Consider the following 23,675-nt stretch of genomic DNA (forward strand, 5'->3'; position numbering starts at 1 on the left):
TGCCCTATGGAGGAGTGACGCATGCTCGAACTTCTGGTTGACGACGTCGTTCGCGCGACGGGTGCCAAGGCGCTCGTCGCGGTCCCGTCCAAGCTGGTGACCAACGTCCAGACCGACTCGCGCCGGCTCGGCGGCGGCTCCCTCTTCGTCTGCTTTGCCGGCGAGCGCGTGGACGGCAACGACTTCGCCGCCCCTGCCGTCGAGGCCGGTTCGGCCTGCGTCGTCATGACCCGCGAGCCCGACGCCGCGACCGTCGCGGCGGCGCACGAGCGCGGCTGCGCCCTCCTGCGCGCCGAGGGGGACGACGGAGAGGAGTTCCTCCTGCGCCTCGCTGGCCTCTGGAGGGAGCGCAACCCCCAGTGGGTCGTGGTGGGCGTGACGGGCTCGGTGGGCAAGACCACCACCAAGGACATGCTCGCGGCCGCGCTCGCCACGGGGCGCAGGGTCCACGCCACCGCGGGCAACTTCAACAACCTCATCGGCCTCCCGCTCACCCTCCTCTCCGCCTCGGCGACGGACGAGGTCGTCGTGGCCGAGATGGGCATGAACCACAAGGGCGAGCTCTCGCGCCTCACGCGCTGCGCCAGGCCCGACCTCGCCCTCATCACCAACGTGGGCACGAGCCACATCGGCATGCTGGGCTCGCGCGAGAACATAGCCCGCGCCAAGGCCGAGATCCTGGAGGGCATGCGCCCCACCGCCGAGGCCGGCCACGTGCCCGCCTCCTGCCTCGTCCTCTGCGGCGACAACGACTTCGCCCCCCTCATCGAGGGCGAGTACGCCCGGCCCGCCGGCGTCGAGGTCGCCTACGTGGGGCCCGGCGAGGGCAGCGTCGCCCGCGCCGAGCGGGTCGAGCTCGACGGGGAGGGCCGTGCGTCCCTCTCGCTCGCCTTCCCGGACGGATGGGAGAGGCGCGTCACCCTGGGGACCCCGGGCCGCCACGTGGTCTGGGACTTCCTCCTCGCCATGGCCGTGGCTGACCGCCTGGGAGTGGACCGCGCCGAGGCTGCGGACGCCATTGCCACCATGCCCCAGACCCACATGCGCCTCGAGGTCGTCACCGCCCCGGGCCGCCCCCGCGTGATCGACGACTCGTACAACGCCAGCCCGAGCTCCATCGCCGCCGCCCTGGACGTGCTCCTCTCCATGAGGCACGAGGGCAGGCGCGTGGCGGTGCTGGGCGAGGTGGGCGAGCTGGGCGACGAGTCCGCCCGTCTGCACGGCTACATAGGCGCCTACGCCGCCGCAAAGGGTCCCGACCTTCTCGTCCTCGTGGGCGGCGAGGCCGCGGCGCAGATGGCCGAGGCGGCACGCACAATGGGCTTCTCCGAGGACCGCCTCGAGCTGGTCCCCACGGCCGAGGAGGCCGTGCGCATCATCGGTCCCGTCCTGGGGGAGGGCGACCTGGTCCTCGCAAAGGGATCTCGCTCCGTCGGGCTGGACCGCTTCGTCAAGGGGGTGCTTGCCTGATGCTTGGCAACCCGAGCTATCCCACCTATCAGGTGTTCCTCGCCGTGGGCATCGCCGCCCTGGTGACGGGCCTGCTCCTGCCGCCCTTCATTCGCCTCATGCGCCACGAGGGCGTGGGCCAGCAGGTGAGGGCCGACGGGCCGCAGCGCCACCTGCAGAAGCAGGGCACGCCCACGATGGGCGGGGCCGTCATCCTGGTGGGGACGGTGCTCACCTGCGCCCTGCAGGCCTCCTGGACCATCGACCTGGTCATGGCCGTCCTGGCGACCCTCGCCGCCGCGGCCATCGGGCTCCTCGACGACATCGAGAGCGTGGCGCACGGCCGCTCCCTGGGGCTCACCCCGCGCCAGAAGATGCTGGGGCTGGGCGTCATCTCGGTCGCCTTCTGCCTCGTGGGCGTCAACCTGGGCGGCGTGGCCCCCTGGGTGGAGTTCCCGGGTGGGGGCTCGGTCAACCTGGGCGTCCTCACCACGGTGATCACCCTCAAGTCGGGCTTCCTCCTCCAGATTCCCTGGCTCTACGTCCTCTTCGTCTTCCTGCTCTTCGCGGGGCTCTCCAACGCCGTCAACCTCACCGACGGCCTGGACGGCCTGGCGGGCGGCTGCATCGCCGTGGTCATGCTGGCCATGGCCATGGTCGCCTTCCGCTACGACGAGATAAACCTCTCGGTCTTCGCCGGCTCCATCGCCGGGGCCTGCATAGGCTTCCTCTGGCACAACTGCCACCCCGCCTCGATCTTCATGGGCGACACGGGCTCGCTCGCGCTGGGGGCCGCCCTCGCCGCCCTCGCCGTGCTCACCAAGACCGAGGTCACCTCGCTGGTCATGGGCGGCCTCTTCGTGATCGAGGCGCTCTCGGTCATCGGCCAGGTGCTGAGCTTCCGCCTCCTGCACCGGCGCATCTTCCTCATGGCGCCCATCCACCACCACTTCGAGAAGAAGGGCTGGGCGGAGGACACCGTGGTCATCCGCTTCTGGATCGTCTCGGCCGCCTTCGCGGCGCTCGGGTTCGCTCTCTACTTCCAGCTGGGCTAGGAGGCTCGAATGCAGACGGGCAAGGGGGGGCGCCTGGGCGACGTCCTGGTGCTGGGCATGGGCAAGACGGGCGTCGACGTGGCGCTCTACCTCGCGTCGCTGGGCGAGGCCCGCGTCTCCTCCGTCACGCTCTACGGCGGCCTCAGCTCCGCGCCGGGCGAGGCCGCGTCCAGGCTCGAGGCGGCCGGCGTGCGCGTGGTGCTGGGCAGCGAGGACGTGCGGGGCAGCTACGACCTCGCCGTGGTCTCTCCCGGCATCAGCGAGCTGAGCGGCTTCTTCCGGGGCGCCCGGGAGCACTCCCGCGAGCTCATAGGGGAGCCCGAGCTCGCCTGGCGCGAGAGTCCCGGGCGCTGGGTCGCCATCACGGGCACCAACGGAAAGACCACCACCACCAGCCTCTCCTGCGCCATCTTGCGGGAGGCGGGCCTTGCCGCCCGCACGGTGGGCAACATAGGCACCCTGGCCACCTCGCAGGTGGCGGGACGGGCCGAGGGCGAGTGGTTCGTGGCCGAGCTCTCGAGCTTCCAGCTCGCCACCTCCGTCGGGCTGCACCCCCGCGTGGCGGTGCTCCTCAACGTGACGCCCGACCACCTCGAGTGGCACGGCTCCCTCGAGGCCTATGCCGCCGCGAAGGAGAGGGTCTTCGCCAACCTCGTCCCCGGCGACCTCGCCGTCGTGGGCGTGGGCGACGGCTGGTGCCGCGCCATCGCGGACAGGCTCGACGCCCGCGGCCTCAGGGTCCTGCGGCTCGATGCGAGGCGCGACGCGGGCACCCCATGCGCCGCCTTCGTGCGCGACGGCCGCATGGTCGTGCGCCTCGACGGCGTCGAGCACGACGTCTGCGCCACGGCGGACTTCGCCCTGAGGGGCGAGCACAACCTGCAGAACGGGCTCGCCGCCTCCGCTCTCGCGCTCGAGCTGGGCGTCGCGGACGATGTCGTGGCCCGCACGCTCGCCTCCTTCCAGGCCCTCGAGCACCGCATCGAGCCCTGCGGCGAGGTGGGCGGGGTGAGCTTCGTCAACGACAGCAAGGCCACCAACACCGACTCGGTGGAGAAGGCCCTCACCGCCTTCGAGCCCGGGCGCGTCGTACTCATGCTGGGCGGCCACGACAAGGGGACCGACCTGCGGTCGCTCGCCGAGGCCGTGGCCCGCGACTGCAGGGCCGCCGTCTGCTTCGGCGAGGCGGGGGAGAGGATCGCCCGCTCGGTCGAGGCGGCGCGGGACCGGCAGGCGTCGCCCGTCCGCGTCGTCCGGGCGCCCCACCTGCGCGAGGCCTTCGACGCCGCGGTGGCGGAGGCCCGCGAGGGGGACGCGGTGCTCCTCTCGCCCGCCTGCTCCTCCTTCGACGAGTTCTCGAACATGGCCGAGCGCGGCAGGCTCTTCAAGTCACTGGTCGCCGCCCACGCGGACGAGGGGCGGCGCTAGATGGCCCTGCGTCCCGGAGCCGCATACGCCGGTCGAGGCCAGGGAGGCCGGGACCAAGGCGCGCGCCCTCGCAGGGAGGCCGCGGACGAGGGCCTCATCATGGGCGTCCCCGCGCGCTTCATGGGGCCGCGCCTGGTGTTCGTGGCCTGCGTCCTTGGACTCGTCGCCTTCGGCCTGGTCATGGTCTTCTCGTCCTCGTCCATCCTCAACCTCATATCCGACGACGCGGGCAACAACCCCGCCTACTACCTGACCAGGCAGGCGGGCTTCGCTCTCGTGGGAGTCGTGGGCGCGTACGCCCTCTACCGCATCGACTACCACGCGCTGACGCACCGGATCGGCCCCGCCATCTGGGCGGGCACCGTGCTGGCGCTCCTCCTGATCTTCCTGCCCGTCGCGGGCCAGGACGCCTATGGCGCCACGCGCTGGATCGCCGTGGGGCCCCTGCACTTCCAGCCCTCGGAGTTCGCCAAGATCACGGTGGTGCTCGCCGCCGCGGAGCTCCTGGACGAGTTCCGTCGCACGGGCGGCAGCTTCGAGCCGGGCTTCCTGGCCAGGGCGGCGGTGGTCCTGGGCGTGCCCCTGCTGCTCATCGTGCTCCAGCCCGACAAGGGCAGCACCATGGTCTGCGCCGTGACCGTCCTGGTCATGGCCTACCTCGCGGGCGTCGACTGGAGGTTCTGCGCCGGTGCCGTCGCCCTGGGCTTCCTGGGCTTCCTGCTCCTCTCGCTCAAGGACGGCTACTCCCGCGCGCGCATCCTCACCATGCTCGACCCCTGGCGCGACCCCTATGGGGACGGCTACCAGCTCATCCAGGGCTTCTATGCCTTCGGCTCGGGCGGGCTCTTCGGCGTGGGCATAGGCATGGGGCGCGCCAAGTACTCCTACCTGCCCTTCCCCTACAACGACTTCATCTTCGCCATGGTGGGCGAGGAGTGCGGGCTCCTGGGCGCCCTGGGGCTCGTGGCGGCCTTCGGCCTCCTGCTCTGGTGCGGCTACCGCATCGCGCGCTACGCCCCCGACCTCACCGGCCGGCTCGTCGCCGCCGGCTGCTCGACCCTCATCTTCGCGCAGATGCTGCTCAACGTGAGCGGCGTCGTGGGGGCCTTCCCGCTCTCGGGCAAGCCCATCCCCTTCGTCTCGTACGGTGGCTCGTCGATCATGGCGAGCCTCATGCTGGCGGGGCTCGTGCTCTCGGTCTCGCGGCAGTCCAGGCTGCCCCTGACCGAGCACGACGAGCGCCGTCGCGACTGGAGCGTCACCGAGGCCCCGCGCGACCCTGGCCCCACCGGCTCCTTCGCCGGGGAGGCGACGCCGCGCTCGGCGAGGGAGGGCGCGCGCCAGCGCCTCACCGTCCTGGGCGGCGGCGCGGCGGGGGAGGTGCCCCCCACGAGGCGGACGTCCCGCATGGGCAGGGGGACGGCCACGCCGCCCGGGCGGGCCGCCTCCCAGGCACGTGGCGGCCGGGGGAGGATAGACTTGGGCCCCAGCGCGGGAGACCGCCTCAGGACCAACAACGACGGAAGGCCGGACGTCCGCGGAGCGGGCGGGCGCCGAGGCGACCGAAGGAGTGACAGACGTGGCAGATAGGCTCAGGGTCGCCATCGCGGCGGGCGGGACGGCAGGACACATCAACCCGGCGCTCGCGCTCGCCGAGGAGCTGCGCGACCGCGGCCACGAGGTGGGCTTCTACGGGCAGCCCGCCCGTCTCGAGGGCACGCTCGTGCCCCAGGCCGGCTTCAGGCTCAACCCCATCAACGTCACGGGCATCGACCGGCATCGCCCCTGGACCGCCGCGAGCGCGCTCTGGCACATGGCGCGCGCGCAGTCCGCCCTGGGCAGGCTCTTCTCGGCCGAGGGCGCCCCGGACGTCGCCGTGGGCTTCGGGGCCTACGTCGAGGCACCCCTCATCAACTGGTGCCACTCCCACGGCGTGCCCTGCGTCATCCACGAGCAGAACTCCGTGCCGGGCCTCGCCAACAAGAACGCCGCGGGGAAGGTGCGCAGCGTCTGCGTGTCGCTGCCCGCGGCCATCGACGCCTTCAGGTCGCACGTGGCGCCCGACACCCAGATCGTCGTGACGGGCAACCCCGTGCGCCGCAGCGTCATCGAGGCGAGCCGCGAGGAGGGCAGGAGGCGCCTGGGGATCCCCGAGGGGGCCACGATGCTCCTGGTCTTCGGCGGGAGCCTCGGCGCGCGCCACGTCAACGAGGCCGTCACGCGCCTCAAGGGCGAGCTCCTCTCCCGCGAGGGCCTCTACGTGGTCCACTCCACCGGCAGGGGCCAGTACGACGAGGTCGTCGAGGCGCTCGCGCTGGGCGAGGCCGAGTCCGGGCGCTGGCAGGTCCTTCCCTACATCGACTCCATGGGAGAGGCCCTCGCGGCGGCCGACCTCGTGCTCAGCCGTGCCGGCGCCTCCTCCATCGCCGAGATAGCGGCGCTCTGCGTCCCAAGCGTGCTCGTGCCCTATCCCCTCGCCACCGGCGACCACCAGACCGCCAACGCCCGCTACCTCGTGGACGCGGGCGCGGCCCGGCTCGTTGCCGACGACGAGCTGGACGGCCCCGAGTTCGACTCGACGCTCCTCTCGCTCGTGGACGACCCCGCCCGCCGCGAGGCCATGCGCGCCTCCGCCCACGGGCTGGGGCAGGCCATGGCCGCCTCCGCGCTCGCAGACCAAGTGGAGGGGGCCGCCGCCCAGAGGGCGGGCGCGCCAATCGGCTAGAGTAGATGCAGCCCGCCGCGCACGGGCGGCATTGCCTGACTTCGAAGAGAGGTAGCCTCATGTCCTCATCACCCTCCGCCTCCAGCATCGGGAGCGCGCACTTCATCGGCATCGGCGGCGCCGGAATGAGCGGGATCGCCCTCGTCCTCCACCAGCGCGGCTGCAAGGTCACCGGCTCCGACCTCAAGGCGTCGCGCTACGTGCGCGAACTGGAGGACGCCGGCATCGGGGTCCACGTGGGCCATGCGGCGTCCACCATCGACGAGGTCGCCCCCGAGGTCGTCGTGACCTCCTCGGCCATCCCCGAGACCAACCCCGAGGTCATCCGCGCGCGCGAGCTGGGCATTCCCGTCTGGCCCCGCGCCAAGATGCTCTCGGCGCTCTCCGCCGACGCCACCACCGTGGCCGTCGCCGGCACCCACGGCAAGACGACCACCTCGAGCATGGTGGCCACGATGCTCGACCACCTGGGCATGGACCCCTCCTTCCTCATCGGCGGCATCGTCGAGGAGTACGGCACCAACGGCCGCGACGGCAGGGGGGGCTACTTCGTCTGCGAGGCGGACGAGTCCGACGGCTCCTTCCTCTTCCTCGACCCGGACGTGGTCGTGGTCACCAACATCGAGGCGGACCACCTCGACCACTACGGCACCCTCGAGAACATCGAGCGCACCTTCTGCACCTTCATGGGCCTCGTGGGCGACGCCGGCACCGTGGTCATCAACGGTGACGTGCCGCACTACGTGGAGCTCGCGCGCTCCACGGGCCGCAGGGTCCTGAGCTACGGCTTCGACGAGGGCTGCGACTACGTCTGCGTGCCTGTGCCGCAGGAGCCGGGCCTCGCGAGCCGCTTTGCGGTCCGGCTGCCCTCCGGGGGCTCCGTCGAGGTCACCATCAAGGCCAACCCCGGCCGCCACAACATGGCAAACGCCACCGCCGCCATCGCCGTGGCGGACGCCCTGGGCTGCGACGTGGAGAGGGCCGCCGTCGCCCTCTCCGGCTTCGCGGGCGCGCACCGCCGCTTCACCCACGTGGGCGACGTCGACGGCGTCACGGTGGTGGACGACTACGGCCACCACCCGACCGAGATCCGCGCCACGCTCGCGGCAGCCAGGGGGCTGGGCTTCAAGCGCATCGTCTGCGCCTTCCAGCCCCACCGCTACAGCCGCACGCAGGCGCTCGCGGCGGACTTCGCCCATGCCTTCGACGACGCCGACAAGCTCGTGGTGACCGAGGTATTCCCGGCGGGCGAGACGCCCATCCCCGGCGTCTCGGGCAAGACCGTCTCGAACGGCGTCGCGGCCGCCGGCACGGTGGCCGACGTGAGCTTCATAGCCAACCGCAAGGACCTGGTCCAGCACCTGGTCGAGTCCTGCCGTCCTGGCGACCTGCTCATCACGCAGGGCGCCGGCGACATCACGGCCATAGGGCCGGCCTTCATCGAGGCGCGCCGCGAGGCGGACGCCGAGGCAGAGGGCCAGAGGTCCTAGTTGAGCGTCTTCAACGCATACATGGCCCTCTCGGGGGCGGTCGACGCCGAGGTCCTGCGCGGGGAGAGGCTCTCGCGTCGCACGACCCTGCGCGTGGGGGGTCCCGCCTCGCTCTTCGTGACCGCCCACGACTACGCCGCGCTCAGGCGCACGATCGAGGTGCTCGACCGCGAGCGCGTCGAGTGGGTCGTGCTGGGCCGCGGCTCCAACGTGCTCGCCTCCGACGAGGGCTTCGACGGGTGCGTCGTCAAGCTGGGACGCGAGTTCTCGCGCGTGAGCGTGGGGGAGGGCGGCCTTGTCTCCGCCGGAGCCGGCGCGCCCCTCTCGAGTCTCGTGAGCCAGACCCTCAAGGAGGGCCTCTCAGGGCTCGAGTGCTGCGTGGGGATTCCCGGCAGCGTGGGCGGGGCCGTGTCCATGGACGCGGGCTCGCGCCACGAGTGGATCGGCAGTCGCGTGAGCGACGTGGTGACCCTGCGGCCGGGCGTCGGCCTGCGGCGCTACGAGGGGTCTGAGGTCGAGTGGGGCTACCGCTGGTGCTCGCTCCCGGCCGGCGAGGTCATCCTGGAGGCGAGCCTCAGGCTGGACCCCAGCACGCGCGAGGAGGTCTCCGCAGAGATGGAGCGCCGCCTTGCCAGCAGGCGCTCCACGCAGCCCATGGGCCAGCCCAGCTGCGGTTCGGTGTTCAAGAACCCGGGCACGCGCTCCGCCGGTGCGCTCATCGACTCCTGCGGCCTCAAGGGCTACGCGGTGGGTGGGGCGCGCGTCTCCGACCTGCACGCCAACTTCATCGTGAATGCCGGCGGCGCCACCGCCACGGACGTGGCGCGCGTCATGGCCCACCTGCGCGAGTGCGTGGTCCAGAGGCATGGCATAGAGCTCGAGCCCGAGGTCAAGTGCCTCGGCTTCGGTCGCTAGGGGCCTACGTGGCTGCCAGGAGGCCAACGAAGAGGGGGACCCCCCGCCAGGCCGCGGGGCAGCGTCCGTCTGCCAAGGCGCCGGCGGCCCCGAGGGCGCAGCGGCAACAGCCGTCTGCCAGGCCCGGCCGCACGAGTCGGCCCGGCGTGCCCTCGCCTTCCCGCATCATCGCCGCCCCCAGGCCCTCGCGCAGGATCGGCACCGCCCCCGCCACCCGCCCGTCGTCCCCCTTGCGGCGTGACGGTGCCACGCGAGACGCCGCGTCCCCCAGGCACCAGGCGGCCGAGGGTGGCGCGTCGCCCGTCTCCCGGGAGGCCTCCGTGGGGTCGCATGACGTGGCGCGCCGCCTCATCGTGGGCGGCATCGCCGTGGCGGCCCTGCTCCTCGTCGCGCTCGTGGGCTTCCTCGTGCTCTCGTACACGCCCGCATTCACCATCGGCTCCGTCGAGGCGAACCCCACGGAGCACATGGACTCCGCCACCATCGTGCGGCTCGCCAACGTGCGGCAGGGGAGCACCCTCCTCAATTTCGACGAGTCGGGGATCAGGTCGGCGCTCAAGAGGAACCCCTGGGTGCAGGACGTGAGCTTCGTGAGGGAGTTCCCCGGCACGCTCAGGCTCGTGGTCACCGAGCGCAAGGTCGACTGCATCGTGGTCATGAGCGCGGGCAACGTCGCCTGGTGCATGGGGGGCGACGGCAGCTGGATCGAGCCCCTGCCGCTCTCCGTCGCCGAGGGGCAGTCCGCCAACGAGGTCGCCCTCGCCAAGGCCCAGGAGATGGGCGCCCTGCTCATCACCGACGTCCCCTCCAGCGTGAGCCCCGTGGCGGGCTCGGCCTCCACGGACGACACCATCCTGGCGGTCATGAGCTACCGCAAGACCTTCTCGGACGCCCTCTCCTCCCAGGTCGTGAGCTACAAGGCCGATGCCGTCGAGAGCATCTCGTGCGTCCTCAAGAGCGGGGTCGAGATCTCGCTCGGGTCGCCGCGCGACATAGAGAGCAAGGAGTCGGTCATCAACTCCATCCTGCAGAAGTACGAGGGCAGGCTGACCTACATCAACGTGCGCGTCTATGGCAGCCCCAGCTACCGCATGGTCGACTCGGACAAGGTCCAGGCGGGAAGCGGCACGGCGGGCGGCGACTACGCCTCGACCACGTCGTCGAGCGGCGGGAGCCAGGCCACAACGTCGCAGCAGGGCTCCGGGTCTGATCAGTCCGAAGCCACGGGCCAGGCCGTGACGGACGGCACCTCGGACGGCACGGGGCAGGACGGCTCCTCCGCGGACGGTTCCGGCGACGGCCAGGACTCCGGCAGCCAGAGCGCCGACGCCACCTCGGAGTCCGGCTCCCAGGTCGGGGAGTAGGCCGAGGCTTCCGCTTCTCCCAGGACAGTGTGATCCCTAACCCTCGAGTAGCGCCTCAGGGATGAGAAGCAGCTCTTTATGGGCATTGAGCTGCAGGTTTCATATTTTGAACAAAAGTGTTGACGGCAGTCGCGGGAATGTGCAAATATACCGCGCTTCGGACGAGGCATAGGGTTCTACCTGAGGTTTAGGGTTTCTCTCACCTCGTCGGGGCCAGACCGTCGCAAGCCCAGGCACCACCGAGCGAGAGTCGAAGCATGAAGACGAAGCGCCATTCGCAGCAGTTTGTGAAGCACGGTACCGCATTGCAGTCCACCACCGGTGGAGCGGCACCCGAACGGGAAACGGCAGACGCTCCCCGGACCGTCGCCAAGCGAGGAGGAACCATGATCGACACTGACATTCCCAGCAACTACCTTGCCGTCATCAAGGTGGTCGGCGTGGGCGGCGGTGGCACCAACGCCGTGAACCGCATGATCGAGGAGGGGATTCGCGGCGTCGAGTTCGTGGCCATCAACACCGACGCGCAGGCGCTCGCCATCTCCGACGCCGACATCAAGGTGCACATCGGCCAGGACATCACCCGCGGCCTGGGCGCCGGCGCCAACCCCGAGGTGGGCGCAGAGGCGGCCGAGGACTCCCATGACGAGATCAAGCAGGCGCTCGCCGGGGCCGACATGGTCTTCATCACGGCCGGCGAGGGCGGCGGCACCGGCACCGGGGCCGCGCCCGTGGTCGCCGACATCGCCAAGAACGACGTGGGCGCCCTGACCGTAGGCGTCGTCACCAAGCCCTTTACCTTCGAGGGTCGTCCCCGCACCAACCGCGCGGCCGACGGCATCAAGACCCTCTCCGAGAGCGTCGACGCCCTCATCGTGATCCCCAACGACCGCCTGCTCGACCTCAGCGAGAAGAAGACCAGCTTCATCGAGGCCTTCCGCATGGCGGACGACGTCCTGTGCCAGGGCACCCAGGGCATCACCGACCTCATCACCGTCCCCGGCCTGATCAACCTCGACTTCGCCGACGTCTGCACCATCATGCGCGGCGCCGGCACCGCCATGATGGGCGTGGGCCTCGCCTCCGGCGACAACCGCGCCACCGACGCGGCCGAGGAGGCCATCTCGAGCCGCCTGCTCGAGAGCTCCATCGACGGCGCCACCCGCGTCCTGCTCTCCATCGCCGGCAACAAGGACCTCGGCATCCAGGAGATCAACGACGCTGCCGACGTGGTCGCCAAGAACGTCGACCCCGAGGCCAACATCATCTTCGGCACCGTCGTGGACGAGTCCCTGGGCGACCAGGTGCGCGTGACCGTCATCGCCACCGGCTTCAACGACAACAACGTCCAGCAGTCCATCCCCACGCTGACCGTGGACCGCGGCCGCGGCAGCAGCCGCTCCGGCCGCAAGTCGGCCCCCGCGCCCGCTCCCGCGCAGCGCCAGTCCGGCTCCGCCGCCAGCTCCAACGACAAGGAGTTCGACATTCCCGAGTTCCTGAAGCACAGCCGCCTCTAGCGATGCGGCTGCCCCGGCTTGACAGGTACGTCTCGCAGGGCGTGACCCTTCTCGGCGACCTCGGCCGTCCGGGCGGGGTCACCTTCGCTTTCAGCGAGCGGGCGGGCGGCTGCTCCGCGGGGGAGTTCCAGGGCCTCAACCTGGGCGACCGCTGCGGGGATGACCCCGCGGCCGTCGCCCGCAACCGCTCGCTCGCCCTCGCGGCCCTGGGCGCCGGAGGTCTCGAGGAGCGCCTCGTCAACCCCTGGCAGGTGCACGGCGACCGCGTGGTGGAGGTCCTCTCGCCCGACGAGGCCTCCGTGGCCCGCGCCCAGGCGCAGGCCCAAGAGGGGGCGGACGCCGTCGTGTGCGTCGCCCCGGGGGTCCCCGTCCTCCTCTGCTTCGCGGACTGCGTCCCCGTGGTGCTCGCCTGCGAGGGCGGCTTCGCGGTGGTCCACTCGGGCTGGCGCGGGACCGTCGCCCGCGTGGCGGGGCGGGCCCTGGACTCGCTGCTCGCCGCCAGCGGGTGCGACGCCTCCGAGGTGCGGGCCTACGTGGGACCCCACATCGCGGGCGAGGACTACGAGGTCTCGCCCGAGCTGCTGGCACGCTTTTCGGGCGAGTTCGGCCCTGCGGTCGCGCTCCCCGGCAACCACCTCGACCTGGCGCGCGCCGTGGTGCAGACCCTGGTCGAGCGTGGGATGGGGGAGGACATGGTCCTCGACTGCGGCGTGTCCACGCCCCGCTCGACCGACCGCTTCTACTCGTACCGGGCGGAAGGCGGCCGTTGCGGGAGGCATGGCGCCCTGGCGGTCCTGGGCGTCTAGCAAGGGCGCGGGGACGCTCCGCGTCGTCCCCTCGGGTCGGCGCGTGAGGAGACAGTCGAGGCCCGCGACAGGCGGGCGGAAGGGGGAAACGTGGACGAGGAGGGGCGCAGGAGCTATCTCGGCTTCCTCGAATCCAGGAGGGAGAGGATCATCCGCCTGATCGCGGAGGCGGCCGCCCGCGCGGGCAGGGACGCCGGCGAGGTCACCCTGCTCGCCGTCTCCAAGACCGTGGGCGTCGAGGAGGTGGCGCTCGCCTGGGAGGCGGGGTATCGCGCCTTCGGGGAGAACCGACCGCAGGAGCTTGGGCGCAAGCTCCAAGGTGTCGCGGCCCTGCCCCAGATGGCAGGCGTGCGCTTCGACATGATAGGCAACCTCCAGACCAACAAGATCAACCAGGTCATAGGCAGGGTGGAACTCGTGCACTCCATCTCGTCCCCGCACCTCGCCGAGGCGGTGTCCCGGCGCTCGGAGGCACGTGGGATTGTCACGCGGGCGCTCGTGGAGGTGAACGTCTCGGGGGAGGAGTCCAAGTCCGGGCTTTCCCCCGACGACGCGCGCGCCTCCCTCGACGACCTCCTCGCCCTGCCCGGCATCTCGCTCGAGGGGCTCATGACCATGGCCCCCGCGAACGACGCGGATGCGGCCCGGAGGGCCTTCTCCGGGCTCCGTGAGCTCCGCGACGACCTGCGCCTGCGCTCGGGCCGCGAGCTCGCCGTCCTTTCTTGCGGAATGAGTGATGATTTCCAGATCGCGGTGGAGGAGGGTTCCACCCTGGTTAGGCTTGGTAGAACCGTTTTCGACCCCAGCCACGAGCCGGCCTTGGCCACGAGCTGAAACAGACCACAGACGAGACACGCGGACATAGGCGGGACCAGGGGTCCCAGCCAGGAAGGCGGTAAGGACATGGGCTTCCTCGACAACCTCAGGGACAAGCTTCGCCCACAGGACAGCGACTACTACGACGACGAGTACTACGACGACGAGGACGTCGCCGAGCCCCGCCGCCCCGAGGCCGACACCTCCGGCGTCCTGGGCAACACCCGCCGCCCCGAGGCCGAGAGCGTGTCGGTCTACACTCGCTCCGGGCGTCCCGTGGGCGACAACGCCGGCAGCTCCTCCTCCGCCTATGGCAGCGGCTATCGCCCCGGCTACGCTCCCAACGAGTACGCCCGCCCCGCGGCGCCTGCGCGCGACTACGGCTACGACGACGGCGCCACTGCCTCCATGCCCCAGCAGCAGGGCGGCTACGCTAGCCGCGAGTCTGTCCTGGGCAACACCACCAACGGCCACTCTCCCGTGGACATCGGCCTCAAGGCGATTCCCCGCCCCAGCTCGGGACAGCTTCCCCCCTACGTGCTGAAGCCCGTCTCGTACGACGACGTCCAGATGGTCGTCCGTCGCGTCCGCACCAGCCAGCCCGTGGTGCTGGTCTTCAAGAACACCAACATCGAGACCGCCAAGCGCATCCTCGACTTCTGCTTCGGCCTCGCCTGCGGCATCGGCGGCCAGGTGGACGAGCTGGGCGACCGCGTCTTCGTGGTCATGCCCCAGGGCATCGAGCTGAGCGAGTCCGACATCGACAAGCTCGTCGCCGACGGCACCCTGGCCAGGTAGCGCATGGCACTCCGTGACGCACGCATAGCGGTCGTCGGCGCGGGCGCCATGGGCGGCGCCATCGCGCGCGGGCTCGTCGAGTCCGGCGCGGTCCCCGCCCCCCAGGTCCTCGCCTGCGACCACTCCGCCTCCAAGCTGGAGCCGCTCGCCGCGCTGGGCGCCGTCTGCCGCCAGGACGCGGCGGAGCTCCTCTCGCTCGGTTTCGACCTGGCCGTCCTGGCCGTGAAGCCCCAGGTGCTCCCTGCAGTGCTCAAGGAGCTCGAGCCCCTGCTCGCGGGTCATGCGGTGGTCTCCATCGCGGCGGGGGTCGCGCTCGATGCCCTCGAGACGGCGCTCCCCGGCTCGCGCGTGCTGCGCGCCATGCCCAACCTGCCGGTGCAGGCGCTCTCGGGGGCGACGGCGCTCTGCGCGGGCGACGGCTGCACGCGGGAGGACGTCGGGCTGGCGCGTGACGCCTTCGCCGCCCTGGGCGTCTGCGAGCTCATGCGAGAGGACCAGCTCGACGTGGCGGGCGCGGTCTCCGGCTGCGGTCCGGCCTACTTCGCCCTGATCGTCGACCAGCTCGTCCGCGCGGGCGTCGAGAGGGGGCTGGCCGCCGGCGCCTGCCGCAGGATGGTGCTCTCCACCATGCGCGGGACGGCCTGCCAGCTCCTGGGCTCCGGCGAGCACCCCAGGGCCTACATGGAGCGCGTCACCTCTCCCGGTGGCACCACCGCGGCCGGCCTCAGGGCCATGGAGACCCAGACCTTCTGGGCGACCTCGGAGGCCGTCGAGGCGGCGCTCGAGCGCAATGCCGAGCTGGCGGGGGGTGCGGCATGATCCACCTCCTCGTGGGGAAACTCCTCTACGCCTACCAGACGCTGATCGTGGTGGAGGTCGTGCTCTCGTGGCTGCGCATGACCCAGATCCCGCTCGTGGAGGACTTCTACCAGGCGCTCGCCACCATCGTCGAGCCCTACCTGGGACTGTTCAGGAGGTTCCTGCCCCCCGTGGGCGGGGTGGACTTCTCTCCCGTCCTCGCGCTGGTGGTCCTCCAGCTGGCGCAGCGCATCATCTGAGGCGGGGAGCGGCAAGGCAAGCGACGCGCGGGGTACAATCAACAGAAGCGGTAGCCCGCGCGATGACGTAGCAAAGGACGTTCGAAGGGGAACAAGATGGCTATCACTCCGGCTGACATCGAGCAGATGACCTTTTCCGAGGCCAAGAAGCACGGCTACAACACCGAGGAGGTCGACGCCTTCCTCGACCAGCTCTCGGGCGAGGTCGACGCCATGCTCCAGAAGATCGCGGACCTCAAGGGTCGCCTGAACAACTCCGAGCAGCAGCTCGCCGCCGCGCAGGCGCAGGTCGCCCAGCTCAAGGAGCAGAGCACGAGCGCCGCGGCCCCCGAGCCCGTCGTCGTCACCGCAACAGCTCCCGCCAGCGACTACAGCGCGTCCGAGAGGCAGATCTCGCAGGTGCTCATCGTCGCCCAGCAGAGTGCCGACAAGCTGGTCGCGGACGCCCGCGCCAACGCGGACAACATCCGCAACGAGGCCGACCAGAAGGCCCGCGAGGTCATCCGCCAGGCCCTGGCCGAGAAGCAGAACGAGCTGGACGAGATCGACCGCCTGAAGCAGTCTCGCGAGGACTTCCGCAGCGAGTACAAGAAGATGCTCCAGCACTTCATGGACGACGCCGACAGCGTCTTCCCCAACCAGGCCCTGGGCACCCCCAACGGCTCCGCCGCCCGTAGCGACTCCTACGTGGCGCCTGCGCCCGTCGTCGCGCCCGCGCCGGCCGCCAGCGCCGAGGCTACCACCTTCGCTCCCGTCGCCGCCGACACCGACTTCAGCGACCTGGACTAGTTCGGACGATCCAGAACGAGGCGTGCCTTGCGTGAGGAGGTCGTCGCATCCGCGGCGGCCTCCCCTCATGTCGGGGCAGGCGTGCTACAATCGACGGCGCGGAGTGGGCCAGACAATCGCGGGGGCGGAGACGCCCATGAGGAAAGTCCGGGCTCCACAGGGCAGGAAGCAGGCTAACAGCCTGGCGGGGTGACCCGACGGAAAGCGCCGCAGAAAAGAAGACTCCCGCTGCCCGCCTCGGCGGGTGAGAGAAAAGCTGAAACGGTGGTGTAAGAGACCACCAGCGTCGTGGCAACACGGCGGCTTGGCAAGCCCCTTCCGGAGCAAACGCAAATAGGAGCGCCATGGTGTGGCCCGCACCGCGCTCGGGTTGCGCGCTAGAGGCCGTCGGTGACGGCGGTCGTAGATAAATGATTGTCCACGACAGAACCCGGCTCACAGGCCCACTTCGCATCTCTTCTCACAAGGACCTTTGGAGAGGGACGGACCATGCTTCCTGGACAGACGGGATTCCTCACGCTGGCGGACGGCTTCGAGGCCCAGGCGGAGGTCGAGGACCGTCGCAGCCGCTTCATCGCCCAGCTGAGGCACGTGGACGGCGAGGCGGACGCCACGCGCTTCGTGGACGAGGTGCGCGCCAGGCACCATGACGCTCGCCACAACGTCCCTGCCTGGGTGCTCTCGGACGGGCGCGAGCGCTGTTCGGACGACGGGGAGCCGCAGCGCACCTCCGGCATGCCCGTCCTCGAGGTGCTCCGCTCGTCGGGACTTGCCGACGTCTGCTGCGTGGTGACGCGCTACTTTGGCGGCACGCTCCTGGGGCCAGGCGGGCTCGTGCGCGCCTACTCCGCTGCGGCACAGGCGGCGGTGGACGTCGCCCGAGGGGAGGGCAAACTCGTGAGCATGCAGCTCGTGACCAGGCTCACCTGCAGCGTCCCGTACTCCGCCTACGGTCGCGTGGAGCGCCTCCTCACGGACTGCGGCGGCAAGGCGAGGGACACCATCTTCGCCGAGGACGTCCAGATCAACGCCGTCTTCCCCTCCGGTGCGGAAGAGGCGTTCTGCGCCGCCATGCGCGAGCTCGCCAACGGGGAGGAGCTCTGCCTGGTGGGGGAGCCCCACTTCGGCGCGCTCTGAGGAAACGCACTCGCGTCGTGCGGGTAGGATGGCAGGGACGGTCCCGCGCCGCCGCGGCGTCGCGGGCGACAGGCAACCGAAGGGAAGTCCCATGAACGCAAGGTTCATCCATCGCTGCACCCACGTGCTGGACAAGGAGGCGTCCATCGCCTTCTACGAGAGGGCGCTGGGGCTGCGCGTGTCGCGCGAGAAGGGACCCGAGGACGGGTCATGGTCCAACACCTATCTCGTGGACGACAACACCGGCTTCGAGATCGAGCTCACCTGGAACCGCGGGCGCACCGAGCCGTACGAGAATGGTGGCATGGACACGCATATCGCCTTCGAGGTCGATGACTTCGAGGCGGCGCACGAGCTGCATCGCCAGATGGGCTGCATCCAGAAGGAGAACCCCAAGATGGGCCTCTACTTCATCTGTGACCCCGACGGTCAGCGCATAGAGATTCTTCCCGCCAAGCGCTAGGGGAGAGGGGCGACTTGCCTGAGCGGCGCGACCATGGGCAGCGCCCGACGAGACCGGGCCCCGGACGCGCTCAGCACGAGCTGCGTCCGGGGCCCGACCAGTGTCATTTCACGGTACCTGTCCCAGCGGGAAGTTGTGGCGCTCGCCTTGGCCTAGTGGAGCCTGCGGGCGAAGCCGGAGGTGATGCCGCTCCAGGGGGCGACGTCCTCGACGGGGGTCTCGTCCCACATCTTGAGCAGCTCGTCAGGCACGAACTCGCGCCTGACGTCGACCTCGCCGCCATAGGTGTGGAACCAGTCGGCGGTCATGATGAGGTAGCCGTCCTTGCCCTGCTCCTTGCCCCAGCTGTTCTCGATGCGCCAGGCCTTGGGCTTGCCGTCCTCGTCCAGCTCGACGCCCTGGAAGGTCATGGCGTGGGTGAGGCCGGTCTCGCACATGTCGATCATCTCGTCGCGGCCCATGCCCAGCTCGACGTCGAAGAGCCCCTCGAGGTCCATGCCGTCGGTGGAGAGCACGTACTTGAAGTCGTCCACGTGGCGCGGGAACTCCTGCATGACGTCGCAGGCCATCGAAACGGGCACGCCCGCCTTGAGGCTGTTGACGGCTACCTGGTCCAGGAGCTCGGGCTCGACGTTGAGCACGTGGTGGGGGTCGCCGCCTACGACCGAGTCGGTGAGCGTGAGGTGGTACGCATGGCCGTAGGGTCGGGTCTTGCCCGGCATCGAGACGAGCGAGACGTAGTCGTGCGGGTCGAAGGGCAGGTAGCGCTCAGCGAACTCGAGCGGGGTGATGTCCGGGTCGCGCAGGACGAGCTTCTGCTCCTTGGGACCGTCCTTCTCGCCCGCGTCCTTGGGCTCCTCGTCCTTCTGGGGCTCAATGGCCTTGACCTTGCTCGCGTCCGCCTTGTGCCTCTTGCCCACGGTGCAGACGAAGTCGAAGCGCGCGGGCGGCTCGCCGAGGCAGATCGCCAGCATGCGGTACACGCCCGAGAGCATGTCCTCCTTGAGGGCGCGGAGCTCGTCCTCGCCCTTGCCCTCGGCGTGCGCGCGGCGCAGGATGCCGGCGTCGCGGTGCAGCAGGCGCTCCAGCTGGGCGTCCATCTGCGCGGAGCTCTTGGAGCAGGCGGTCTCGGGCATGGCGTCCTTGGGGACGACGCCCCACTTGGCGATGAGGTTCATGGCGAAGTGGTAGTAGCCGCCGTCGCCCATGCCGTCCTCGAGGACGAGCTGGACCTCGCGGGAGTCCGCGGGGAGGCCGGCCGTGGCGATGACGTTCTCGAGCATGGCGTTGGCCTTCTCGAGCTTGTCATAGAACATCCCGTAGGCCTGGCTGAACTCGAAGCTGTCCACGTCCAGGAAGTCCATGGTCGCGTGGCGCGCCACGTTGTATGCGGTGAACATCCAGCAGCGGCCGCTCTGTCTCTGGTTGGTGATGTCGGCCGTCTTGGGCACGCGCACGCCGTAGGTGTCATGGTAGCCGCGCATCACGCTGGTGTCGCGCGCGGCCTGCATGACGTCGGTGGCGGTGACGGCGTTGCGCGCGATGCGGTTGGCGCGGGAGGAGCAAAACTCCTCGTTCTGCCTGGCCGCCCAGTCGCGGCCGATGGTCTTCTCGCCCATCTGCGTTCCTCTCGTTTTCATTTTGGCTGGCGCAAGGGACGGCGCCCGCGGCAGGGTGGCCGCAGGCGCCGAGGGGTGCTGTCCTAACGGGCCAGGGTCCCCATGGGGTCCCAGGGCTCGAGCACGACGGGCTCCATGGTCTCGAGCGCCTGGCGCTGCTCGTCGCTGAGGTACCTCTTGTCGACGACGACCTGATAGACGTACTCGTCGAACCAGGCGTCGCTCAGGGTATCGAAGCCGTCGCGGCCGTGGTCCTTGCCCCAGCTGTTCTCGACCTTCCACATCGCAGGCTTGCCGTCCTCGTCCAGGCGCACGCCCTCGAGGACCATGGCGTGGGTCATGACCGACTCGCCGTAGTCGAGGCGCTCCGCCTTGTTCAACGCGCCCTCGACGGCGAAGCCGAAGAGCTCGTCCACGTCGATGGCGGCGGTGTCCATCATGCCCTCGTCCCTGAGGTAGCTCTGGTCGACGTCGCAGCCAAACCACACGGGCAGGTCGCCCTTGAGCTGGGCGATGGCCGCGCGCTTGAGCTCCTCGGGCTCGAGGTTGAGGTAGAGCACGGTGCCGTCCTCGACCACGTTGCCCAGCCGGCTCACGGTGTAGGTGCGTCCGAAGGGCTTGTCCTTCGTGGGGGCGCTGATGAGCGACACGTAGTCGTCGAGCTCCATGCCCACCGCCTCGGCGAAGAACTCCTGGGGAGTGAAGCTGCCGCTCAGGGCGACCTTGTCGTCCTTGTCGCGCAGGCGCACGTCGAAGCGCGCGGGCGGCTCGCCCAGGCAGGTCACGAGCAGGCGGTAGACGTCTCCCATCATCTGCTTCTTCATCTGGCCGAGGTCGTCGGCGGAGGCTCCGGATGCCGCGGTCTCGCGCAGGCGTTTGGCGCAGCCGCGCAGGTAGCGGGTCAGGTACGCGTCCATCTCGTGCGTGCTCTCGGAGTTGGCGGTCTCGGGCATCGCCTCCTTGGGCACGACGCCGTACTTGCGCACCAGGCTCTTGAACATGTCCCACTGGCCGCCGTCGCCGATGGGGTCGGCCAGGAGCCACGCCATGAGGCGGCCCGAGAGGGGCTCGTCCAGGGTGTCGAGGACGTTCTCGAGGAACCAGTTGCTCTTCTCGAGCTTGTCGAAGAAGAGGGGATAGGCCTGGCTGAGCTCGAAGTCCTTCAGCTTGTACTTCTTTATGGTGCGATAGCGCATGGTGTTGAGGCTCGCGAACATCCAGCAGCGGCCCGAGCGCTTCTGGTTGGTGCGCTCGCCCTGGCTGACCTCGACGTCGAACTGGAGGCTGTTCTGGGCGACGGCCTCGGGATTGCGGGCCGCCTTGCGGACGCCCATGGAGCTGGCGGCGTTCTTCGCCACCACGTTGGCGCGCTCAGAGAAGAACTCCTCGCGTGCGGCGGCGAGGTCCTCGGGGGTGACGCTCTTGATCTGGTCCATGCTTCCCTCCCTGGGGATGGTTGGATTTCTTAACCAGTCGAGGATAGCACGCGGGCCTGCGTGGACGGCTCCCGCGCGGGCTCTACAGGCCTAGGGCACATCCCAGCGCTCGCCGCAGTCGTGGCAGAGGAAGTGCCGCACGTAGGTGGGGGACCAGCCGTCGTCGTGCAGCCTCTCGCTCTCCAGGAAGGGGTCATACTCCCATCCCTGCTCGGTACCCTCCACCTCGGTGTCGTGCGAGCCGCAGCGGGGGCAGATGCTGCGGTCCCTCTTGTGGGCCTGCCGGGGCGTCCGGCCGCCGTTCGCCTGCATCCAGTGGCGGTAGCCCTGCGACTCCGGTGAGGTCTCCGGATGCCTGAGGGACGGGGGCACGCAGGCGTCGAGGCGCTCGCGCAGCTCCTCTCGCTCGCGAGCCTCCGCCTTCTTGCTCCGGTCACCCTGCTCGGCGCGCGCCGCGCCCAGCCTGCCCTCCAGCTCGTCGTAGCGCCTGAGGAGCGACCTCTCGGCGGGGAGGAGCGAGAAGCCCGCCCGCCGGTCGGTGCGCGCCTCACTCTCGCGGAGCCTGTCAGAGAGCAGCGCCCCGAGGCAGGTGAGGCCGGTGGTGGCAAGGTAGATGAGGACGTTGCGATAGAAGTGCTCCGACCCCCAGTGCAGGTAAACGAAGGCGAGGATGGCGGGCCAGCCTCCCACCAGGAGCGCGAGCAGGATCCCGAGCGGGCCGACCTTGGACTTGGAGTCCTCGCGCCTCTCTCGCCATTCCCTCGCCCTCTTGAAGCCAGGGTCGGCGAGAAGGGCCGAGCGCTCCTGCTCCAGCTCGCCCATGTAGCGCGCGAGCTCCTCGTCCGTGAGGTACGAGGCAAGGCATGCCTGGGCCAGCGTCTCGTTTGCCGGAAGCTTCGCCTTCGTCTCCTCCGAGAGCTCCATCGTCCCCACCCCCCCTGGCGCCTGACGCGCCGAACGCTTGTTGGTCACATACGTATGTACCACCACCCCGGGACATCGTTCTTTCCTATAATCCAGCTAACCGCCTCGTATGCCTACCGCCTCGGAACGCTCTGGGAGGGCGCAGATGATCCACGCAGAGGGAGAGATCGCCTACGGCTTGCCCGGCTACTCCCTGCGCGTGCTCGAGGCGCTCGAGGACGCGGGACACGAGACCTGGGTGGTGGGCGGTTGGGTGCGTGACGCGCTGCGCGGCGCCGCCCCCCATGACGTGGACCTCACCACCTCCGCCCGCTGGCAGGAGGTCGAGGGCTGTCTCGCGTCGGCCGGGGTCGAGGTGCACCGCACGGGCATCGCCCATGGCACCGTGACCGCCGTTTGCGAGGGGCACCCCATCGAGGTGACCACCTACCGCGTCGAGGGCGGCTACAGCGACCACCGCCATCCCGACGAGGTGCGCTTCGTGAGGGACGTCCGCGAGGACCTCGCCCGTCGTGACTTCACCATCAACGCCATGGCCTATCACCCCGCCCGCGGGTTGCTCGACCCCTTTGGCGGACGCGCCGACCTGGCGGGCCGCGTGGTGCGGGCGGTGGGGGAGCCCTCTGAGCGCTTCGGCGAGGACGCCCTCAGGGTGCTCCGCGCGGTGCGCTTCGCCTGCCGTCTCGGCTTCGAGGTGGAGGGTCGCACCCAACGGGCGCTCGTCGCGCACGCGCCGGAGCTGGCGGACATCGCGAGCGAGCGCATAGGCCTGGAGTTGGCGGGCATCGTGCGCAGCGGCCGCGCCGCGTGGGCGCTCGAGCACCAGACGGAGGTCCTCTGCCAGGCGATCCCCGAGCTCGCCCCCATGGCGGGCTTCGACCAGCGCAGCCCCTACCATGCCTTTGACGTGCTCGGGCACACGGCGCACGTCTGTCGCGGGGTGGAGGAGTTCACGGGAGGCAACGCGTCCGACGCGCTCAGGTGGGCCGCGCTCCTGCACGACGTCGCAAAGCCCAGCTGCTACTCGGAGGACGAGGGCGGACGAGGGCACTTCTTCGGCCATCCCAAGCTCGGCGCGCAGATGGCTGAGTCGATCATGAGGAGGCTCGCCCTCCCGGGGGAGCTCGTCTCTGCCACGCGCGCGCTGGTGCGCCTCCACGACCATGCCGTGCGGCCGACGAGCCGCTCCATCAGGCGCACCCTGCTCAAGCTCGAGCGCGCCTGCCCCGACCACGCCAAGCCCCTCGCCTTCGACCTCCTGGACCTCAAGCGCGCGGACGCCGTGGCCAAGGTGCCGGGGGTCGCGGGCTACGCCGCCGAGCTCGACCAGGTGAGCGCCGCCCTGAGGAGGGAGATCGCCTCGGGCAGCGCCTACCGCCTCAAGGACCTTCCCGTGAGCGGTGCCGACGTCATGAGGGTGACGGGCATCCAGCCTGGCCCTGGGGTGGGGCTGATCCTGGCGGAGCTCCTCTCCGCCGTGGTCAACGACGAGCTGCCCAACAGGCGAGAGGTGCTCCTGGGGCAGATCAGGCTCTAGGGGAGGGCGTGAGCCTGCGGGAGGGGCCGCCCGCGCCGGGCGTGGTTGCCCTTGCGAAGGGCGTGCCTGACGCGTTGGCCCTTGTGGGGGACGTGCGGGGCGTGGCGCCTCTCGTGAAGGAATTGTGTCCAAAAAATCCCATCGACTTCTCCTTGCACGGCTTGGTGCGTTCACGTATAGTCTCTTCTCGCACCAAGCGCACAGGGCAACCGATTGGGACGTCGTCTAGCGGTAGGACAACGGATTCTGGTTCCGTCAGCGGGAGTTCGATTCTCTCCGTCCCAGCCAAGTGCACCCACATACGGCCCGTTCGTCTAGCGGTTCAGGACGCCGCCCTCTCAAGGCGGAG

The 23,675-nt window shown here is 70.2% G+C and carries 22 protein-coding genes, 1 tRNA gene and 1 other RNA gene; 20 read left to right on the forward strand and 4 right to left on the reverse strand.

Annotated features, from left to right (window positions below):
* Window positions 1–21 precede the first annotated feature (21 nt).
* The 7 genes from ACMPH2_RS04040 to murB are packed head-to-tail and all read left to right on the forward strand — an operon-like array spanning window position 22 to window position 9,062.
* On the forward strand, window positions 22–1,470 hold the full coding sequence (locus ACMPH2_RS04040) for a UDP-N-acetylmuramoyl-tripeptide--D-alanyl-D-alanine ligase (RefSeq protein ID WP_417118696.1): 1,449 nt from the start codon (window positions 22–24) through the stop codon (window positions 1,468–1,470).
* Complete coding sequence (gene mraY / locus ACMPH2_RS04045) at window positions 1,470–2,504, forward strand: phospho-N-acetylmuramoyl-pentapeptide-transferase (RefSeq protein WP_417118697.1); 1,035 nt, start codon at window positions 1,470–1,472, stop codon at window positions 2,502–2,504. The genes ACMPH2_RS04040 and mraY overlap by 1 nt, the downstream gene beginning before the upstream one ends.
* A 9-nt stretch (window positions 2,505–2,513) precedes the next feature.
* Window positions 2,514–3,932, forward strand: a complete 1,419-nt coding sequence (gene murD / locus ACMPH2_RS04050) for a UDP-N-acetylmuramoyl-L-alanine--D-glutamate ligase (RefSeq protein ID WP_417118698.1) — start codon at window positions 2,514–2,516, stop codon at window positions 3,930–3,932.
* Window positions 3,933–5,522, forward strand: coding sequence for an FtsW/RodA/SpoVE family cell cycle protein (locus ACMPH2_RS04055; RefSeq protein ID WP_062530152.1), 1,590 nt, complete (start codon window positions 3,933–3,935; stop codon window positions 5,520–5,522).
* A complete protein-coding gene (locus tag ACMPH2_RS04060) occupies window positions 5,512–6,657 on the forward strand; it encodes a UDP-N-acetylglucosamine--N-acetylmuramyl-(pentapeptide) pyrophosphoryl-undecaprenol N-acetylglucosamine transferase (RefSeq protein WP_009279426.1) in 1,146 nt (381 codons plus the stop codon). The genes ACMPH2_RS04055 and ACMPH2_RS04060 overlap by 11 nt, the downstream gene beginning before the upstream one ends.
* A 59-nt stretch (window positions 6,658–6,716) precedes the next feature.
* Window positions 6,717–8,147, forward strand: coding sequence for a UDP-N-acetylmuramate--L-alanine ligase (gene murC, locus ACMPH2_RS04065; protein WP_417118699.1), 1,431 nt, complete (start codon window positions 6,717–6,719; stop codon window positions 8,145–8,147).
* Complete coding sequence (gene murB / locus ACMPH2_RS04070; protein WP_303132754.1) at window positions 8,148–9,062, forward strand: UDP-N-acetylmuramate dehydrogenase; 915 nt, start codon at window positions 8,148–8,150, stop codon at window positions 9,060–9,062.
* Between the two features lie 4 nt (window positions 9,063–9,066).
* Here murB and ACMPH2_RS04075 read toward each other — a convergent pair whose 3' ends face one another.
* Entirely contained in the window at window positions 9,067–9,312 is a 246-nt protein-coding gene (locus ACMPH2_RS04075; protein WP_417118700.1) for a hypothetical protein, read from the reverse strand.
* 70 nt (window positions 9,313–9,382) lie between these two features.
* On the opposite strand from ACMPH2_RS04075, the gene ACMPH2_RS04080 reads away from it, so the two are divergent.
* From ACMPH2_RS04080 to ACMPH2_RS04130, 11 genes are all read left to right on the forward strand, one after another.
* A complete protein-coding gene (locus ACMPH2_RS04080) occupies window positions 9,383–10,426 on the forward strand; it encodes a cell division protein FtsQ/DivIB (protein ID WP_417118701.1) in 1,044 nt (347 codons plus the stop codon).
* A 386-nt stretch (window positions 10,427–10,812) separates the two neighbouring features.
* The gene (gene ftsZ, locus ACMPH2_RS04085) at window positions 10,813–11,943 is read left to right on the forward strand and encodes a cell division protein FtsZ (RefSeq protein ID WP_009279422.1); all 1,131 of its coding nucleotides are present in this window, start codon (window positions 10,813–10,815) and stop codon (window positions 11,941–11,943) included.
* A 2-nt stretch (window positions 11,944–11,945) separates the two neighbouring features.
* Window positions 11,946–12,749: a purine nucleoside phosphorylase YfiH/LACC1 family protein gene (locus tag ACMPH2_RS04090; RefSeq protein ID WP_417118702.1), complete on the forward strand. Its 804-nt coding sequence runs from the start codon at window positions 11,946–11,948 to the stop codon at window positions 12,747–12,749.
* Window positions 12,750–12,839: 90 nt separating this feature from the next.
* Window positions 12,840–13,583, forward strand: a complete 744-nt coding sequence (locus tag ACMPH2_RS04095; protein WP_009279420.1) for a YggS family pyridoxal phosphate-dependent enzyme — start codon at window positions 12,840–12,842, stop codon at window positions 13,581–13,583.
* A gap of 69 nt (window positions 13,584–13,652) precedes the next feature.
* The gene (locus ACMPH2_RS04100) at window positions 13,653–14,363 is read left to right on the forward strand and encodes a cell division protein SepF (RefSeq protein ID WP_303132761.1); all 711 of its coding nucleotides are present in this window, start codon (window positions 13,653–13,655) and stop codon (window positions 14,361–14,363) included.
* A 3-nt stretch (window positions 14,364–14,366) separates the two neighbouring features.
* The gene (proC, locus tag ACMPH2_RS04105; RefSeq protein WP_417118703.1) at window positions 14,367–15,182 is read left to right on the forward strand and encodes a pyrroline-5-carboxylate reductase; all 816 of its coding nucleotides are present in this window, start codon (window positions 14,367–14,369) and stop codon (window positions 15,180–15,182) included.
* The gene (locus ACMPH2_RS04110) at window positions 15,179–15,421 is read left to right on the forward strand and encodes a YggT family protein (RefSeq protein WP_417118704.1); all 243 of its coding nucleotides are present in this window, start codon (window positions 15,179–15,181) and stop codon (window positions 15,419–15,421) included. The genes proC and ACMPH2_RS04110 overlap by 4 nt, the downstream gene beginning before the upstream one ends.
* A gap of 96 nt (window positions 15,422–15,517) precedes the next feature.
* Entirely contained in the window at window positions 15,518–16,210 is a 693-nt protein-coding gene (locus ACMPH2_RS04115; protein ID WP_062530174.1) for a DivIVA domain-containing protein, read from the forward strand.
* 100 nt (window positions 16,211–16,310) lie between these two features.
* An RNA gene (gene rnpB, locus ACMPH2_RS04120) (RNase P RNA component class A) lies at window positions 16,311–16,664 on the forward strand.
* A 35-nt stretch (window positions 16,665–16,699) separates the two neighbouring features.
* On the forward strand, window positions 16,700–17,347 hold the full coding sequence (locus tag ACMPH2_RS04125) for an IMPACT family protein (protein WP_072499698.1): 648 nt from the start codon (window positions 16,700–16,702) through the stop codon (window positions 17,345–17,347).
* Between the two features lie 91 nt (window positions 17,348–17,438).
* Window positions 17,439–17,810 carry a VOC family protein gene (locus ACMPH2_RS04130; RefSeq protein ID WP_062530178.1) on the forward strand — a complete coding sequence of 124 codons (372 nt, stop codon included), beginning with the start codon at window positions 17,439–17,441 and terminating at the stop codon, window positions 17,808–17,810.
* Window positions 17,811–17,962: 152 nt separating this feature from the next.
* Here the strand turns inward: ACMPH2_RS04130 and ACMPH2_RS04135 are convergent, their stop codons facing one another.
* The 3 genes from ACMPH2_RS04135 to ACMPH2_RS04145 all read right to left on the reverse strand — a co-directional run bounded on the left by ACMPH2_RS04135 (window position 17,963) and on the right by ACMPH2_RS04145 (window position 21,789).
* The gene (locus ACMPH2_RS04135; RefSeq protein WP_417118705.1) at window positions 17,963–19,429 is read right to left on the reverse strand and encodes a C1 family peptidase; all 1,467 of its coding nucleotides are present in this window, start codon (window positions 19,427–19,429) and stop codon (window positions 17,963–17,965) included.
* 83 nt (window positions 19,430–19,512) lie between these two features.
* Window positions 19,513–20,865, reverse strand: a complete 1,353-nt coding sequence (locus tag ACMPH2_RS04140) for a C1 family peptidase (RefSeq protein ID WP_417118706.1) — start codon at window positions 20,863–20,865, stop codon at window positions 19,513–19,515.
* A 90-nt stretch (window positions 20,866–20,955) separates the two neighbouring features.
* On the reverse strand, window positions 20,956–21,789 hold the full coding sequence (locus tag ACMPH2_RS04145) for a hypothetical protein (protein WP_314640240.1): 834 nt from the start codon (window positions 21,787–21,789) through the stop codon (window positions 20,956–20,958).
* 145 nt (window positions 21,790–21,934) lie between these two features.
* Between ACMPH2_RS04145 and ACMPH2_RS04150 the strand changes: the two genes are divergently transcribed.
* On the forward strand, window positions 21,935–23,326 hold the full coding sequence (locus tag ACMPH2_RS04150) for a CCA tRNA nucleotidyltransferase (protein ID WP_062530187.1): 1,392 nt from the start codon (window positions 21,935–21,937) through the stop codon (window positions 23,324–23,326).
* Window positions 23,327–23,540: 214 nt separating this feature from the next.
* Window positions 23,541–23,614: transfer RNA gene (locus ACMPH2_RS04155), tRNA-Gln, on the forward strand.
* Window positions 23,615–23,675: the final 61 nt, after the last annotated feature.

It is taken from the genome of Olsenella phocaeensis, from assembly GCF_048189965.1.
GTDB classification, from domain to species: Bacteria; Actinomycetota; Coriobacteriia; order Coriobacteriales; family Atopobiaceae; genus Olsenella_I; species Olsenella_I phocaeensis.

Excerpts from the sequence above, each read along its gene's own strand:
- ACMPH2_RS04040 (WP_417118696.1), top strand. The coding sequence starts at position 22 with ATGCTCGAACTTCTGGTTGACGACGTCGTTCGCGCGACGGGTGCCAAG.
- mraY (WP_417118697.1), top strand. The coding sequence starts at position 1,470 with ATGCTTGGCAACCCGAGCTATCCCACCTATCAGGTGTTCCTCGCCGTG.
- murD (WP_417118698.1), top strand. The coding sequence starts at position 2,514 with ATGCAGACGGGCAAGGGGGGGCGCCTGGGCGACGTCCTGGTGCTGGGC.
- ACMPH2_RS04055 (WP_062530152.1), top strand. The coding sequence starts at position 3,933 with ATGGCCCTGCGTCCCGGAGCCGCATACGCCGGTCGAGGCCAGGGAGGC.
- murC (WP_417118699.1), top strand. The coding sequence starts at position 6,717 with ATGTCCTCATCACCCTCCGCCTCCAGCATCGGGAGCGCGCACTTCATC.
- ftsZ (WP_009279422.1), top strand. The coding sequence starts at position 10,813 with ATGATCGACACTGACATTCCCAGCAACTACCTTGCCGTCATCAAGGTG.
- ACMPH2_RS04090 (WP_417118702.1), top strand. The coding sequence starts at position 11,946 with ATGCGGCTGCCCCGGCTTGACAGGTACGTCTCGCAGGGCGTGACCCTT.
- ACMPH2_RS04100 (WP_303132761.1), top strand. The coding sequence starts at position 13,653 with ATGGGCTTCCTCGACAACCTCAGGGACAAGCTTCGCCCACAGGACAGC.
- proC (WP_417118703.1), top strand. The coding sequence starts at position 14,367 with ATGGCACTCCGTGACGCACGCATAGCGGTCGTCGGCGCGGGCGCCATG.
- ACMPH2_RS04110 (WP_417118704.1), top strand. The coding sequence starts at position 15,179 with ATGATCCACCTCCTCGTGGGGAAACTCCTCTACGCCTACCAGACGCTG.
- ACMPH2_RS04115 (WP_062530174.1), top strand. The coding sequence starts at position 15,518 with ATGGCTATCACTCCGGCTGACATCGAGCAGATGACCTTTTCCGAGGCC.
- ACMPH2_RS04125 (WP_072499698.1), top strand. The coding sequence starts at position 16,700 with ATGCTTCCTGGACAGACGGGATTCCTCACGCTGGCGGACGGCTTCGAG.
- ACMPH2_RS04130 (WP_062530178.1), top strand. The coding sequence starts at position 17,439 with ATGAACGCAAGGTTCATCCATCGCTGCACCCACGTGCTGGACAAGGAG.
- ACMPH2_RS04135 (WP_417118705.1), bottom strand. The coding sequence starts at position 19,429 with ATGGGCGAGAAGACCATCGGCCGCGACTGGGCGGCCAGGCAGAACGAG.
- ACMPH2_RS04140 (WP_417118706.1), bottom strand. The coding sequence starts at position 20,865 with ATGGACCAGATCAAGAGCGTCACCCCCGAGGACCTCGCCGCCGCACGC.
- ACMPH2_RS04145 (WP_314640240.1), bottom strand. The coding sequence starts at position 21,789 with ATGGAGCTCTCGGAGGAGACGAAGGCGAAGCTTCCGGCAAACGAGACG.
- ACMPH2_RS04150 (WP_062530187.1), top strand. The coding sequence starts at position 21,935 with ATGATCCACGCAGAGGGAGAGATCGCCTACGGCTTGCCCGGCTACTCC.